This window comes from Amycolatopsis sp. NPDC102522, from assembly GCF_055584485.1.
Genome location: NZ_JBVJLY010000027.1, coordinates 89,539 through 103,162, shown reverse-complemented (window position 1 = coordinate 103,162; position 13,624 = coordinate 89,539). Strand labels below are relative to the sequence as shown.

The window sequence follows — 13,624 nt, the reverse complement described above, 5'->3', positions numbered from 1 at the left end:
TGAATCTATTCCACGGAGGAATGCCTTGTCTTCTCAAGAAAGCACGCGGAACTTCGAGATCGACCATGTGGAAATGTATGTGGCCAACCTGGAGGTGGCCGCATCCGGTTGGATGGACAAGTACGGCTTCTCCGTCGCCGCCACGGACCGGTCGGCCGACCACCGGAGCGTGACGCTGCGGCAGGGGCCGATCGCGCTGGTCCTCACCGAGCCGACGTCGGACCGCCACCCCGGCGCGACGTACCTCCAGACCCACGGCGAGGGGGTGGCCGACATCGCGCTGCGTACGTCGGACGTGGCCGCCGCCTTCGAGGCCGCTGTGGCGGCGGGCGCACAGCCCATCCTCGAACCGGGCGAGCGCGAGGACTCGGTCATCACCGCTACCGTCAGCGGTTTCGGCGATGTCGTGCACACGCTGGTCCAGCGCGACCTCACCGGCGAAGCGCCGGACGCCTTCCGCGGCAGGGGAGCACTGGAACTGCTCGCGATCGACCACTTCGCGGTCTGCCTGAACGCGGGGGATCTCGGCCCCACGGTGGCGTACTACGAGCGCGCCCTCGGGTTCAAGCAGATCTTCGAAGAGCACATCGTGGTCGGAGCCCAGGCGATGAACTCCACCGTCGTGCAGAGCGCGTCAGGAGAGGTCACCCTGACCCTGATCGAGCCCGACAAGAACGCCGACCCCGGCCAGATCGACGACTTCATCAAGGAACACCACGGGGCGGGCATCCAGCACATCGCCTTCACCAGCCCGGACGCGGTCCTCGCGGTCAAGGAGCTTTCCTCGCGTGGCGTGGAGTTCCTGAAGACCCCGGACGCCTACTACGACCTGCTCGGCGAGCGGATCGAGCTGGAGACGCATTCGCTGGACGATCTGCGGGAGACGAAACTGCTCGCCGACGAAGACCACGGCGGCCAGCTGTTCCAGATCTTCACCGCCTCCACCCACCCGCGTAAGACGATCTTCTTCGAGATCATCGAGCGCCAGGGCGCGGGGACCTTCGGCAGCTCCAACATCAAGGCCCTGTACGAAGCCGTGGAGCTGGAGCGGACCGGACAGAGCAAGCTCGGCCCCGCCCGTCGATGACCCACGTCTGCCTGGACGACCTCGAGCGCGCGGCGCGAGCCGTCCTCCCCGGCGAGATCTGGGACTTTCTCGCCGGGGGCAGCGGCGCGGAGGCCTCCCTGGGGGCCAACCGCGCCGCGCTCGAGCGGATCTTCGTGATCCCCCGGATGCTGCGCGAGTTCGGCGGCGGCACCGTCGAAGCCGAGATCTTCGGCCGCCGGGCCGCGCTGCCGATGGCTGTCGCGCCCGTCGCGTACCAGCGGTTGTTCCATCCCGAGGGCGAACTCGCGGCGGCACGCGCCGCCCGGGACGCCGGCGTGCCGTACACCATCTGCACGCTGAGCAGTGTGCCGCTGGAGGAGATCGCGGCCGTCGGCGGGCGGCCCTGGTTCCAGCTGTATTGGCTACGCGACGAGAAACGTTCTCTCGACCTCGTCCGCCGCGCGGAGGACGCCGGCTGCGAAGCCATCGTGTTCACCGTCGACGTGCCGTGGATGGGACGGCGGCTGCGGGATCTGCGGAACGGCTTCGCACTGCCGGATTCCGTGACCGCGGCCAACTTCGACGCCGGCGACGCCGCACATCGCCGGACAAGCGGGCATTCGGCGGTGGCGGACCACACCGCCCGCGAATTCGCCCCGGCCACCTGGGCGTCGGTCGAGGCCGTCCGGGCGCATACGGAACTTCCCGTGGTGCTCAAAGGGATCCTCGCGGTCGAGGACGCGACCCGTGCCGTCGACGCGGGTGTCGGCGGAATCGTCGTGTCCAACCACGGAGGCCGTCAGTTGGACGGCGCCGTGCCGGGTATCGAGATGCTGGGCGAGATCGCCGCCACCCTCTCCGGATGGGACGGCGAAGTGCTGCTCGACGGGGGAATCCGCGGTGGCGGCGACATCCTCAAGGCGATCGCGCTGGGGGCGTCGGCCGTCCTGGTCGGGCGGCCCGTGATGTGGGGGCTCGCCGAGGGCGGCGAGGACGGTGCCCGGCGGCTGCTCGACCTGCTCACCGTCGAATTCCGGAACGCGCTGGGCCTCGCGGGCTGCGACTCGGTGAGCGCGGCCCGCCGGCTGGGCACGAGGGTTTCCCCTCACGGCTGACCTTCCCTAAGGAGGAAAGTGCTTCTCTCGCTTCCGGCGCCGGTCGCCCCGATCGCCGCCCACAGTCTCCTGATCTTCTTGCTGCAGGTCGGTTTGCTGCTGCTGCTCGCCGTCGTGTTCGGACGGCTGGCCGCCCGGTTCGGGATGCCCGCCGTGGTCGGCGAACTGGTCGTCGGGGTGATCCTCGGTCCGTCGCTGCTGGCCTGGGCCGCACCGGGGCTGCACGGCTGGCTCTTCCCCGCCGTCGCCGAGCAGTACCACCTTCTCGACGCCGTCGGCCAGATCGGTGTCATCCTGCTGGTCGGTTTCACCGGCATGCAGATGGACATGGGCCTGCTGCGCCGTCGGCGCGCCGCCGCCGCGGGGGTCGGGCTCGGCGGCCTGATCGTTCCGCTCGGACTGGGCATCGGCGCGGGTTACGTCCTGCCCAAGATGCTGGTTCCCGACGGCACGGACACCACCGTCTTCGCGCTGTTCCTCGGTGTGGCGTTGTGCGTCAGCGCCATCCCGGTCATCGCCAAGACCCTGATGGACATGAAGCTGCTGCACCGCAACGTCGGGCAGCTCACGCTCGCCGCCGGTGCGATCGAAGACGCCTTCGGCTGGTTCATGCTGTCCATCGTCAGTGCGATGGCTGTCACCGCGGTGTCGGCCGGCGCCGTGCTCCTCTCGCTCGCGTACCTGGCCGCTGTCATCGTCTTCGCGCTCGCCTTCGGCAGGCCACTGGTCCGGGGCGTGTTGCACACCGCCGCCAAATCCGACGGTCCCGGGCTCACCGTCGCCGCCGCCGTCGTCCTGATACTCCTGGCTTCGGCCGGGACGCAGGCCCTCGGTCTGGAAGCGATCTTCGGCGCTTTCGTCTGCGGCATCCTGATCAGCACCGCGGGCAAGGTCGATCCCGCCAAACTCGCGCCTCTGCGCACTGTCGTCCTGTCGGTCTTCGCGCCGATCTTCTTCGCCACGGCCGGGTTGCGGATGGACCTCACCGCGCTGATCCGTCCGCAGGTGCTGCTCACCGGGCTGGCCGTGCTCGCCCTGGCCATCATCGGCAAGTTCGTCGGCGCGTACGCCGGAGCGCGGCTCAGCGGCCTGAACAAATGGGAAGGGCTGGCGCTCGGCGCGGGACTGAACGCGCGGGGCGTCATCGAGATCGTGGTGGCCATGGTGGGGCTGCGGCTGGGCATCCTCAGCGTCGAGATCTACACGATCATCATCCTCGTCGCGATCGTCACTTCGCTGATGGCGCCACCGATCCTGCGGTTCGCGATGAAGCGGCTGGAACAGACCGCCGAAGAGGAAGTGCGGGAGACCGAACACCGGGCGTGGACTTCGCAACCGGCGAAGAGCGGGCAGGAACAGCCGCTCTAGGCGTGATGTTCTCGCTGACGCTTCACCCGCGGCTTCGAGCGTCGCGAAAGCCACTTTCGCGACGTCTGATGTCCTGAAAGTGGCTTTCGCGACACCGCTCCGCCCCCGGTAGAGGGGATTGGACGATCTGGACCGCTCCGCCGGACCGAAGCTACCTTTCTGTCAGGGCGCGGCGCGAAGGGAACGAATTTCGTTGGCACGCAAAGGGGATAGACGGCCATGACAAGGAGTCCTTCGACACTGGTGCGCCCCCGTGACGCCCGTGACCACGCGGACCGCATCGCCTTGTCCGCCGCGACCACCGAAGGCGCGCACCTGCGGACCGAGGACGTCCGCGCCTGGATCACCGAACGCCGTGCGGCCAGCGTCTTCCACGTCGAGCGCATCCCTTTCGCGGACCTCGACCAGTGGGGATTCGAGGCCGTCACAGGCAATCTCGTGCACCGGAGCGGCCGGTTCTTCACCATCGAGGGCCTGCACGTCGTCGAGGCCGACGGCCCGCACGGCGACGGCCCCTACCGCGAGTGGCAGCAGCCGGTCATCAAACAGCCGGAAGTGGGCATCCTCGGCATCCTGGGCAAGGAGTTCGACGGTGTCCTGCATTTCCTGATGCAGGCCAAGATGGAGCCGGGGAACCCCAACCTGGTGCAGCTTTCGCCGACCGTGCAGGCCACCCGCAGCAACTACACGAAGGCGCACGGCGGCACGAACGTCAAACTGATCGAATACTTCGCCCCGCCCGACCCCGAGCGGGTCATCGTCGACGTTCTCCAGGCGGAGCAAGGATCGTGGTTCCTCCAGAAGTCCAATCGCAACATGATCGTCGAGACCGTGGACGACGTGCCGATGTGGGACGACTTCTGCTGGCTCACCCTCGGCCAGATCGCGGAGCTGATGCACGAGGACGAGACGATCAACATGAACGCCAGGAGCGTGCTGTCGTGCCTGCCGTACCACGACAAGGCTCCCGGCGCGCTGTTCTCCGACGTCCAGCTCCTTTCGTGGTTCACGAACGAACGTTCACGCCACGACGTGCGCGCCGGCCGCATCCCGCTCCGGGACGTGCGCGGTTGGAAGCAAGGCGTCGAGGAGATCGAGCACGAGGACGGCCGCTACTTCAAGGTCCTCGCGGTCGCTGTGAAAGGCAGTAACCGCGAGAAGGTCACCTGGACCCAGCCACTGGTCGAATCCGTCGGGATGGGCCTCATCGCCTTCCTCCTGCGCGAGATCGGCGGCGTGCCGCACGTGCTGGTCCATGCCCGCGCGGACGGCGGTTTCCTGGACACCGTCGAGCTGGCGCCGACAGTCCAGTGCACTCCCCAGAACTACCTGCATCTGCCCGCGGAGAACCGTCCACCCTTCCTCGACAGCGTTCTCGGCGCCCCGCGATCGCGGATCCGTTACGAGGCAATACATTCCGAAGAAGGCGGCCGCTTTCTCAGTGTCCGGGCCCGTTATCTCGTGATCGAGGCGGACGACACGGTCGAGCCGCCGCCCGGCTACGCCTGGGTCACCCCTGCCCAGCTCACCGCGCTCACCCGGCACGGGCACTACGTCAACGTCGAGGCCCGCACGCTGCTCGCCTGCCTCAACGCCGCGACAGCGCAGCCTCGGGGAGGTGCGTGAGGTGAAGACGATCACCGTCCTCGGCGCGTCGGGTTTCGTCGGCTCGGCCGTCACGCGCGCGCTGGCGCGGCAGCCGATCCGGTTGCGAGCGGTGGTGCGCAGGCGAGTCACGCCCCCGACCGGCCAAGCCGAGACCACCGTCGTCGCCGCCGACCTCACCGACCGCGCCGCGCTCGCCGCCGCGGTCGCGGGCTCGGACGCTGTCGTGTACCTGCTGCTGGGGGAAGGCGGCTGGCGGGCGGCCGAAGACGCCGAACGCGTGAACGTGGGAGTGCTCCGGGACCTCGTCGAGATCGTCGGCGACGGCGGCGGGCCACCCCCGGTGGTCGTGTTCGGCGGTTCCACCTCGCAGGTCGGTGTGCCGCCGAGGGAACCGCTCGACGGGACCGAGCCCGACCATCCGGCGACTCCCTACGACGTGCAAAAGCTCGAAGCGGAACAGCTTCTCAAGAAGGCCACGGCCGACGGCCGGGTGCGCGGGATCAGCCTGCGGCTGCCGACGGTCTTCGGCGAGACAGCGACCGAAGGCGCGAACCACGACCGCGGGGTGGTGTCCGCCATGGCGCGGCGGGCGCTCGAAGGCCTGCCGCTCACCATCTGGGGCGACGGCACGGTGCGCCGCGACTTGGTCCACGTCGACGACGTCGCGGCCGCGTTCACCGCGGCACTGGAACATCCGGATCTCCTGGCGGGCGGGCATTGGCTGATCGGTGCCGGCCGGGGTGACCGGCTGGGCGAGGTCTTCCGCCTCGTGGCGAAGGAGATGTCCGAACACACCGGGAAGAGCCCGGTGGAAGTGACCTGTGTGGAACCGCCGTCGCACGCGCCCGAGACGGATTTCCGAAGCCTCACCATCGATTCGACGCCTTTTCGGGCGATCACCGGCTGGCGCCCGGAGATCTCGCTGTCCGAGGGAGTGCGCCGCACCGTCGCCGCTTTGACGTCATCAGTTCACGGAAAGGTTCGCACATGACCACGCGTGTATGGGACTACCTGGCCGAATACGGGGCGGAGCGGCACGACCTGCTGGACGCGGTCGAGACGGTCTTCAACTCGGGCCAGCTCGTGCTCGGCGCGAGCCTGCGCGGTTTCGAGTCGGAATTCGCCGCCTACCACGGGGTCGGGCACTGCGTCGGTCTCGACAACGGGACGAACGCGATCAAACTCGCCCTGCAGGCGCTGGGCGTCGGCCCGGGCGACGAGGTGATCACCGTGTCCAACACCGCCGCCCCGACCGTGGTCGCCATCGACGGCACCGGTGCCACCCCGGTCTTCGTCGACGTCCGCGAAGAAGACTTCCTGATGGACACCGCTCAGGTCGAGGCCGCGATCACCGAGCGCACCAAATGCCTGCTGCCCGTGCACCTGTACGGCCAGTGCGTGGACATGGCCCCCCTGAAGGCGCTCGCCGCGAAGCACGGACTGTCCCTTTTGGAGGATTGCGCCCAGGCGCACGGGGCCCGGCAGAACGGGACCATCGCGGGTACCACAGGCGACGCGGCCGCGTTCTCCTTCTATCCCACCAAGGTGCTCGGCGCGTACGGCGACGGTGGCGCGGCCATCACCTCCGACGAAGCCGTGGAGCGACGGCTGCGGCGGCTGCGGTACTACGGGATGGAAGAGCGCTACTACACGGTGGAGACGCCCGCCCACAACAGCCGTCTCGACGAGGTCCAGGCGGAGATCCTGCGGCGCAAGCTCAAGCGGCTCGACACGTACACGGCGGGCCGCCGGGCCATCGCCGAGCGCTACGTGCAGGAACTCGGCGACACCGAACTGAAGCTCCCGCGGACCGCTCCCGGCAATGAACACGTGTACTACGTGTACGTGGTGCGGCACCCGCGGCGCGACGAGATCCTCGAACGGCTCAAGGCGTACGACATCCACCTGAACATCAGCTACCCGTGGCCGGTGCACACCATGACCGGGTTCGCCCACCTCGGCTACGAGAAGGGTTCGCTGCCGGTCACCGAGAAGCTGGCGACCGAGATCTTCTCGCTGCCGATGTACCCCGCGCTTTCCCCCGACCTGCAGGACAAGGTCATCCACGCGGTCCGCGAAGTGTTGTCCAGCCTCTGATAATCCCGACCACAGGAGCAGTTGTGCAAGCACGCAAACTCGCTGTCGAGGGCGCGATCGAGTTCACCCCACGGGTCTTCCCCGACGATCGGGGCCTGTTCGTCTCGCCGCTCCAGGAAGAGGCCTTCGCCGAGGCCCACGGCAGCCCGCTCTTCCGGGTGGCGCAGACGAATCACAGCAAGTCCAAACGCGGCGTGGTGCGAGGCGTCCACTACACCACGACGCCGCCGGGGACCGCGAAGTACGTCTACTGCGCGAACGGCAAGGCCTTGGACATCGTGGTCGACATCCGGGTCGGCTCGCCGACGTTCGGCCGGTGGGACGCGGTCGTGCTGGACCAGCAGCACCACCGGGCGATGTACTTCCCCGTGGGCGTCGGGCACGCGTTCGTGGCGCTCGAAGACGACACCGTCATGTGGTACCTGCTTTCCACGTCGTATGTGGCGGAGAACGAACTGGCCCTTTCGGTTCTGGATCCGGCGCTCGGCCTGCCTCTTGATCCGGGTGTCGAGCCGATCCTGTCCGATCGGGACCAGGTGGCCGTCACGCTTGCCGAGGCGGAGCGGAGGGGATTGTTGCCGGATTATGCCACTTGCGTGGAGCTTGACCGGCGGTTGTCCGAAGTCCCGATCTCGACCTGAGTTCTCTTTGAGGAGTAAGGCAAACGTGTCACGTCGTTGAGGTGTGCGCCCAATGTGGCATTGGGGACGTTGAGTGTCCCCAATGCCACATTGGGCGCACCTGGGCGCCGGAACCCACCGGCCAGGCGACGTTGGACGACGTTGACCGCCGTGATCCGCCGAGCTTAATTTCCTCATTGTCCACCCGACTCAGAGAAAGGTGCGATCGATGTCCGCTGCGCGGTTCAAGCAGCTACTCCGAAGCAAGTTGAGAACATGGGGATGGATGTATCGATGACTGCCCTCGCCGAATCAGCCCAGGATCTTTCCGTCTTTTCCGGACTCACCGAGATCACCAGGTTCGCCGGCGTGGGGACAGCGGTTTCCGCGTCGTCCTACTCGCAGACCGAACTCCTCGAAATCCTCGACATCGAGGATCCGAAGATCCGCTCGATCTTCCTCAACAGCGCGATCGACCGGCGTTTCCTCACCCTGCCGCCGGAGGGTCCCGGCGGCACCCGCGCGGCGGAACCGCAGGGTGATCTGCTCGACAAGCACAAGAAGATCGCCGTCGACATGGGCTGCCGCGCGCTCGAAGCGTGCCTGAAGTCGGCGGGAGCGACGCTTTCGGATCTGCGTCACCTGTGCTGTGTCACCTCGACCGGGTTCCTGACCCCGGGTCTGAGCGCCTTGATCATCCGCGAACTGGGTATCGACCCGCATTGCAGCCGTTCGGACATCGTCGGCATGGGGTGCAACGCCGGCCTGAACGCGCTCAACGTGGTCTCGGGCTGGTCCGCGGCGCATCCGGGCGAGCTCGGCGTCGTCCTCTGCAGCGAGGCCTGTTCCGCCGCTTACGCGCTGGACGGCACGATGCGGACCGCGGTGGTCAACAGTCTTTTCGGCGACGGCTCCGCCGCGCTGGCCGTCATCTCCGGCGACGGGCGCGTGCCCGGCCCCCGGGTCCTGAAGTTCGCGAGCTACATCATCACCGACGCGGTCGACGCGATGCGCTACGACTGGGACCGTGACCAGGACCGGTTCAGTTTCTTCCTCGACCCGCAGATCCCTTACGTGGTCGGCGCCCACGCCGAAATCGTGCTCGACAGGCTGCTGTCCGGCACGGGGCTGCGCCGCAGCGACATCGGGCACTGGCTGGTGCATTCCGGCGGGAAGAAGGTGGTCGACGCCGTCGTCGTCAACCTCGGCCTGAGCCGGTACGACGTCCGCCACACCACCGGTGTGCTCCGCGACTACGGGAACCTTTCCAGCGGCTCCTTCCTCTTCTCCTACGAGCGGCTCGCCGACGAAGACGCCGCCCGGCCGGGGGACTACGGCGTGCTCATGACCATGGGGCCTGGCTCCACTATCGAAATGGCGCTTATCCAATGGTGACGCGTAACGAATTCAATGGCGAACCGGTGCCGCGTTTCGAGGGTGCCCGGCCGCTTTCCGCCGCGGCTGTCGAGGAGATCGACGCCCTCTGCGATCGTGCCGAGGACAGGCGGGACTCGGGTCCGGTCGTCATCCACGTCACGGGCGCCCCGCCCGCCGACTGGGCGAAGGGGCTGGCTGTCGGCCTGGTCTCCAAATGGGAGCGGGCCGTGCGCCGGTTCGAGCGGCTCGGCAGGCTCACAGTCGCGGTGGCGTCGGGCGAATGCGCCGGGACGGCCTTGGATCTCCTCCTCGCCGCCGACGTCCGGATCGCCGAGCCGGGGACCCGGTTGCGGCTGGCCTGGGCGGGCGGCGGCGCCTGGCCGGGGATGACCGTCTACCGGCTCACCCAGCAGGCGGGCGCGGCGGGCATCCGGCGGGCCGTGCTGCTCGGGACCCCGATCGAGACCGATCGCGCGCTCGCGCTCGACCTGATCGACGAGGTGTCCGCCGACCCGGCGAAAACGCTGGCAGAGCTGGCCGAGGTCACGGACGGAGCCGAGACGGCGATCCGGCGGCAGCTGATCTTCGAAGCGGGCTCGACCACCTTCGAGGAGGCACTCGGTTCCCACCTGGCCGCGGCGGACCGCGCGCTGCGGCGGGAAGCCAAGTCGTGACAACGGATCACCCGGTTCTCTCGCCAGGGCTCGATCTTCGGGCCCTGGCGGGGGAGGCGCACCGGGTCGACGACGACATCCGCGCGCTGCGCACGGACTTCGTCGAGGCACACGCCGAAGAGATCTACGACGAACTCACCGGCGGCCGGACGCGGTACCTGCGTATCGAAGAACTCGTCCGGGCCGCGGCCCTCGCCTATCCCGGTCTCGTGCCTTCGGAAGAGCAGATGGCGGCCGAGCGTTCGCGGCCGCAGGCGGAGAAGGAAGGGCGCGAGATCGACCAGGGCATCTTCCTGCGCGGGATCCTGCGTTCCCCGCAAGCCGGCCCGCATCTGCTCGACGCCATGCTCCAGCCCACTCCCCGGGCGCTGAAACTGCTGCCCGGCTTCGTCGAGACCGGCGTCGTGCAGATGGAAGCCGTCCGGCTGGAACGCCGTGACGGCGTCGCGCACCTGACGCTGTGCCGCGACGACTGCCTGAACGCCGAGGACGCCCAGCAGGTCGACGACATGGAGACCGCGGTCGATCTGGCGCTGCTGGACCCGTCCGTCCGAACAGGACTGGTGCGGGGCGGGGTGATGAGCCATCCCCGCTACCGGGGGCGCCGGGTGTTCTGCGCGGGGATCAACCTCAAGAAGCTCAGCTCTGGCGACATCCCGCTCGTCGATTTCCTGCTGCGGCGGGAACTCGGCTACCTCCAGAAGATCTTCCGAGGCTTGCTCACCGGCGGCTCGTGGCATTCTCGGTCGACCGAAAAGCCGTGGATGGCGGCCGTCGACTCCTTCGCCATCGGCGGCGGGACTCAGCTCCTCCTGGTCTTCGACCACGTGCTGGCGGCGTCCGACGCGTACCTCAGCCTGCCCGCGGCGAAGGAGGGGATCATCCCCGGGGCATCCAATTTCCGGCTTTCGCGGATCGCCGGGCCGCGGGTGGCCCGGCAGGTGATCCTCGGCGGCCGCCGGATCCAGGCCGACGAGCCGGACGCCCGGTCGCTCGTCGACGAGGTCGTCGCGCCGGAGGAGATGGACGCGGCGATCGACAGCGCGCTGGCCCGTCTCGACGGGGAAGCCGTGGTGGCCAACCGGCGCATGCTGAACCTGGCCGAGGAACCGCCGGAGGAATTCCGCCGCTATATGGCCGAATTCGCGCTGCAGCAGGCGTTGCGCATCTACGGCGCGGACGTGATCGGCAAGGTCGGCGGCTTCGCGGTGGGAGCGCGATGAGCGAAACCCGGGTGCGGTACGAGAAAAAGGACCACGTCGCCTACGTGACGATGGACCGGCCCGACGTGCTGAACGCGATGGACCGGCGGATGCACACCGAACTCGCCGGGATCTGGGACGACGTCGAAGCCGACGACGACGTCCGGGCGGTGGTCCTGACCGGGGCGGGGGAGCGCGCGTTCTCCGTCGGGCAGGACCTCAAGGAACGCGCGCGGCTGACCGACTCCGGCGTGGAAGCCTCGACGTTCGGCAGCGGCGGTCAGCCCGGTCATCCCCGGCTGACCGACCGGTTCACGCTGTCGAAACCGGTGGTCGCCCGGGTGCACGGTTACGCGCTCGGCGGCGGCTTCGAACTGGCACTCGCCTGCGACCTCGTCATCGCCTCGGAGGAGGCTGTCTTCGCGCTGCCGGAGGTCCGGCTCGGCCTGATCGCCGGGGCGGGCGGCGTTTTCCGGCTGCCGCGGCAGCTTCCGCAGAAGGTGGCGATGGGCTATCTGCTGACCGGGCGCAGAATGGACGCGGCGACGGCACTGCACCACGGGCTGGTGAACGAAGTCGTCCCGCGTGACGAGCTGGACCGGTGTGTCGCCGAATGGACGGACAGCCTCGTGCGTGCCGCGCCGCTTTCGGTCCGCGCGATCAAGGAAGCCGCGCTGCGCTCACTCGACCTCCCGCTCGAAGAGGCTTTCACGGCTTCGTATCCTTGGGAAGAACGACGTCGGCGGAGTGCGGACGCGAGCGAGGGTGCCCGCGCCTTCGCGGAGAAAAGGGATCCGATCTGGACCGGACGATAGAATTCCGCACGGCGAGTTACAGCGGAGTTGGACAGGGCTTTTCCCATTGTCTTGAGTGAAGGATGGTGGGAGATTCCGGAGTAAGAGAAATCACCGGAAAATCTCCTCGCCACGAGTAATGCCGGGCTTTGTTCCTTCGTTCATCCGAGACCGCCGGCCGGGCCGGGAAATCCCGGCTTTCCCCGCACCCGGTGCCGGCAGAAACCCTGGATATCTGTGATGACAACCATCACCGCGGTCGATCTCGACAACCAGCGCATCGACCGGATGGTCCCGCTGGTCACCCCCGCCCTGCTGCACCACGAACTGCCGATCGGCGCCACCGCGGCGGACACGGTGCGGCAGGGCCGGGAATCCGTCCTCCGCGTTCTCGACGGCACGGACGACAGGCTGCTCGTGATCGCCGGGCCCTGTTCCATCCACGATCCCGCCGCGGCCCTCGAATACGCCGATCGCCTCGCCGCGCTCGCCGGCCGGTTCGTCAACGACCTCCTCATCGTCATGCGGGTGTACTTCGAAAAGCCCCGCACCGTCGGCGGCTGGAAAGGGCTCATCAACGACCCGCATCTCGACGGCACCGGCGACGTCAACCGCGGCCTGCGCATCGCCCGCGACCTCCTCCTCGAACTCGCCGAAGGTGGCCTGCCCGCCGCGTGCGAATGGCTGGACACCACCATCCCGGCGTATCTCGCCGACACCGTTTCCTGGGGCGCGATCGGCGCCCGCACGGTGGAAAGCCAGAACCACCGCATGCTGGCCAGCGGCCTGTCCATGCCCGTCGGCTTCAAGAACCGCCGCGACGGCGACGTCACCGTCGCTGTCGACGCGATCCGCGCCGCCGAGGCCCGGCACGTCGTCCCCGGCGTCGACCCCAGCGGGCTACCCGCGATCCTGCACACCGTCGGCAATCCCGACTGCCACCTCGTCCTGCGCGGCGGCAACACCGCGCCGAACCACGACCCCGCGTCCGTCCGCGCGGCGCTCACCACGCTGCAGAACGCCGGCCTGCCCCGCCGGGTCGTGATCGACGCGAGTCACGACAACAGCCGCAAGGACCATCTCCGGCAGGCCGTCGTCGCCGACCGGATCGCCGGGCAGATCAAGAACGGCCAGCGCGGCATCGTCGGTGTGATGCTCGAATCCAACCTCCAGGCGGGCCGCCAGGACCTCCACCCCGACCGGCCGCTCACCTACGGTCAGTCCATCACGGACGCCTGCATCGACATCGCCGCCACCAACGAAGTCCTCCAGTCGCTCGCCACGGCGACCGCCGCCCGCCGAGCCGGCGGCAAATGACTAGCCGATCGCGTCGGCGCAGCCCATCGCCGGGTTCGGTGCGGCCTCGCCGAGGGTGCGCCGAAGATGCTCCTCACCCCAGACCCGGACTCCTTCGACCACCGGCAGAACCGTTGTCCCGTAAGGGGTGAGCCGGTAGATCACGCGTGCCGGGACCGGCCCGGTCACCACGCGTTCGACGAGTCCGTCGGCCTCGAGTTCGCGCAGCTGCTCGGCCAGCACCTTGGGGGTGATCGGCGCGCCCCGGCGGCGAAGTCCGGCGAAATGGGACTCGCCGTGGGCCAGCCAGTACAGCAGGGTCAGTTTCCATTTCCCGCCGATCGCGGCGAACGCCGCGGCCATCGGGCAGCCGGGCAGCGGGTTGGGGCGCGAAAGGTTACCCACAGGTGCCTTCTTGTCCATGG

At 68.5% G+C, this 13,624-nt stretch carries 13 protein-coding genes; 12 read left to right on the top strand and 1 reads right to left on the bottom strand.

Annotated features, from left to right (window positions below; genetic code table 11):
• Window positions 1-25: 25 nt before the first annotated feature.
• From hppD to ACZ6YV_RS38765, 12 genes are all read left to right on the top strand, one after another.
• Window positions 26-1,087, top strand: a complete 1,062-nt coding sequence (hppD, locus tag ACZ6YV_RS38820; RefSeq protein ID WP_465514383.1) for a 4-hydroxyphenylpyruvate dioxygenase — start codon at window positions 26-28, stop codon at window positions 1,085-1,087.
• Entirely contained in the window at window positions 1,084-2,163 is a 1,080-nt protein-coding gene (locus ACZ6YV_RS38815) for an alpha-hydroxy acid oxidase (RefSeq protein ID WP_465514382.1), read from the top strand. Before hppD ends, ACZ6YV_RS38815 begins: the two co-directional genes overlap by 4 nt.
• A gap of 18 nt (window positions 2,164-2,181) precedes the next feature.
• Window positions 2,182-3,531, top strand: a complete 1,350-nt coding sequence (locus tag ACZ6YV_RS38810; protein WP_465514381.1) for a cation:proton antiporter — start codon at window positions 2,182-2,184, stop codon at window positions 3,529-3,531.
• Window positions 3,532-3,750: 219 nt separating this feature from the next.
• Window positions 3,751-5,157, top strand: coding sequence for an NDP-hexose 2,3-dehydratase family protein (locus tag ACZ6YV_RS38805; protein ID WP_465514380.1), 1,407 nt, complete (start codon window positions 3,751-3,753; stop codon window positions 5,155-5,157).
• A gap of 1 nt (window position 5,158) precedes the next feature.
• Window positions 5,159-6,130, top strand: coding sequence for an NAD-dependent epimerase/dehydratase family protein (locus ACZ6YV_RS38800; protein ID WP_465514399.1), 972 nt, complete (start codon window positions 5,159-5,161; stop codon window positions 6,128-6,130).
• A complete protein-coding gene (locus ACZ6YV_RS38795) occupies window positions 6,127-7,236 on the top strand; it encodes a DegT/DnrJ/EryC1/StrS family aminotransferase (RefSeq protein ID WP_465514379.1) in 1,110 nt (369 codons plus the stop codon). The genes ACZ6YV_RS38800 and ACZ6YV_RS38795 overlap by 4 nt, the downstream gene beginning before the upstream one ends.
• A gap of 23 nt (window positions 7,237-7,259) precedes the next feature.
• A complete protein-coding gene (locus tag ACZ6YV_RS38790) occupies window positions 7,260-7,877 on the top strand; it encodes a dTDP-4-dehydrorhamnose 3,5-epimerase family protein (protein ID WP_465514378.1) in 618 nt (205 codons plus the stop codon).
• Window positions 7,878-8,150: 273 nt separating this feature from the next.
• Complete coding sequence (gene dpgA / locus ACZ6YV_RS38785; RefSeq protein WP_465514377.1) at window positions 8,151-9,251, top strand: 3,5-dihydroxyphenylacetyl-CoA synthase DpgA; 1,101 nt, start codon at window positions 8,151-8,153, stop codon at window positions 9,249-9,251.
• Between the two features lie 26 nt (window positions 9,252-9,277).
• The gene (dpgB, locus tag ACZ6YV_RS38780) at window positions 9,278-9,907 is read left to right on the top strand and encodes an enoyl-CoA-hydratase DpgB (protein ID WP_465514376.1); all 630 of its coding nucleotides are present in this window, start codon (window positions 9,278-9,280) and stop codon (window positions 9,905-9,907) included.
• On the top strand, window positions 9,904-11,130 hold the full coding sequence (gene dpgC / locus ACZ6YV_RS38775; RefSeq protein ID WP_465514375.1) for a (3,5-dihydroxyphenyl)acetyl-CoA 1,2-dioxygenase DpgC: 1,227 nt from the start codon (window positions 9,904-9,906) through the stop codon (window positions 11,128-11,130). Before dpgB ends, dpgC begins: the two co-directional genes overlap by 4 nt.
• Window positions 11,127-11,924 (top strand): enoyl-CoA-hydratase DpgD, encoded by a 798-nt coding sequence (gene dpgD, locus ACZ6YV_RS38770; RefSeq protein WP_465514374.1) that lies wholly within the window; start codon window positions 11,127-11,129, stop codon window positions 11,922-11,924. The genes dpgC and dpgD overlap by 4 nt, the downstream gene beginning before the upstream one ends.
• Before the next feature lie 219 nt (window positions 11,925-12,143).
• Window positions 12,144-13,220: a 3-deoxy-7-phosphoheptulonate synthase gene (locus tag ACZ6YV_RS38765; protein WP_465514373.1), complete on the top strand. Its 1,077-nt coding sequence runs from the start codon at window positions 12,144-12,146 to the stop codon at window positions 13,218-13,220.
• Here ACZ6YV_RS38765 and ACZ6YV_RS38760 read toward each other — a convergent pair whose 3' ends face one another.
• A complete protein-coding gene (locus ACZ6YV_RS38760; protein WP_378242071.1) occupies window positions 13,221-13,604 on the bottom strand; it encodes a winged helix-turn-helix transcriptional regulator in 384 nt (127 codons plus the stop codon).
• Window positions 13,605-13,624 lie beyond the last annotated feature (20 nt).